Source organism: Vibrio sp. IB15 (assembly GCF_016406055.1).
GTDB classification, from domain to species: Bacteria; Pseudomonadota; Gammaproteobacteria; order Enterobacterales; family Vibrionaceae; genus Vibrio; species Vibrio chagasii.
Genome location: NZ_JAEFCE010000159.1, coordinates 1 through 837 on the forward strand (window position 1 = coordinate 1; position 837 = coordinate 837).

At 41.3% G+C, this 837-nt stretch carries 1 protein-coding gene; it reads left to right on the forward strand.

Going from position 1 to position 837, the window contains the following annotated elements:
* The first annotated feature begins 68 nt into the window (after positions 1 to 68).
* On the forward strand, positions 69 to 671 hold the full coding sequence (locus JC606_RS23235) for an HAD family hydrolase (RefSeq protein ID WP_198779568.1): 603 nt from the start codon (positions 69 to 71) through the stop codon (positions 669 to 671).
* Positions 672 to 837 lie beyond the last annotated feature (166 nt).

Consider the following 837-nt stretch of genomic DNA (forward strand, 5'->3'; position numbering starts at 1 on the left):
CTAACCCACGATATTGGAGGCTAGCACCTTTCGTGGGGGTCATTATGTCTATGTACATAGGAGGGGCAGTGAAAAATACAGTATTAATAGATTTTGACGGTGTAATTCGTCATTGGTCCAATATTGAAATGGAAGAGTATGCTGATACGTTGGGACTAGTACGCAACCCTTTGTTCACATGTACTTTTTCTGAAAAGCACCTAATTCCCGCAATCACTGGCAAAATTTCTCATGATGAATGGTGTAACAATGTTTGTTACGACTTGTCGCTAGTTCATGGTGAGAGTACGGCGGCAAAGTTGGTTAACAAGTGGCGTTCACTCAACGCTGAGATTGACTATGAGTTCCTTAATAATATCCGAAGCCTACTTTCTAACGGTAGGGTTGTTTTGGTCACCAATGCGACAAGTCGATTAAACAATGACCTTGTTAACGTGGGTTTAGAGAAAGCATTTGATGAAATTGTTAACTCGTCAGAAATCGGCATTGCCAAACCTGACTTTTTGTTTTTTCAACGCTTATTGAAGCGCCTCAGGGTAAAGTCGAAGCATTGCATCTTTATTGATGATACCCATCGAAATGTGGAGGCCGCTAGGGCTATGGGGATTGAAAGTCTTTTACATACTAGTACAAAGGAAACACTGGATTTCATCAAAGATAAATGTACATAACCAAGCGTTCAATTGGACAACCAACGCTTAGCAGTTTTGGCTCACAGTTTGGTTTTAGTGTTTATGTCACAATGCTTTAAGTTTGTGGCTGCGTTGTCTGCCTATTAACGCGGCTACATGGATTCCCCCGGTTGTCAAACATCCGCTAAACTTATGTTGATGGGTT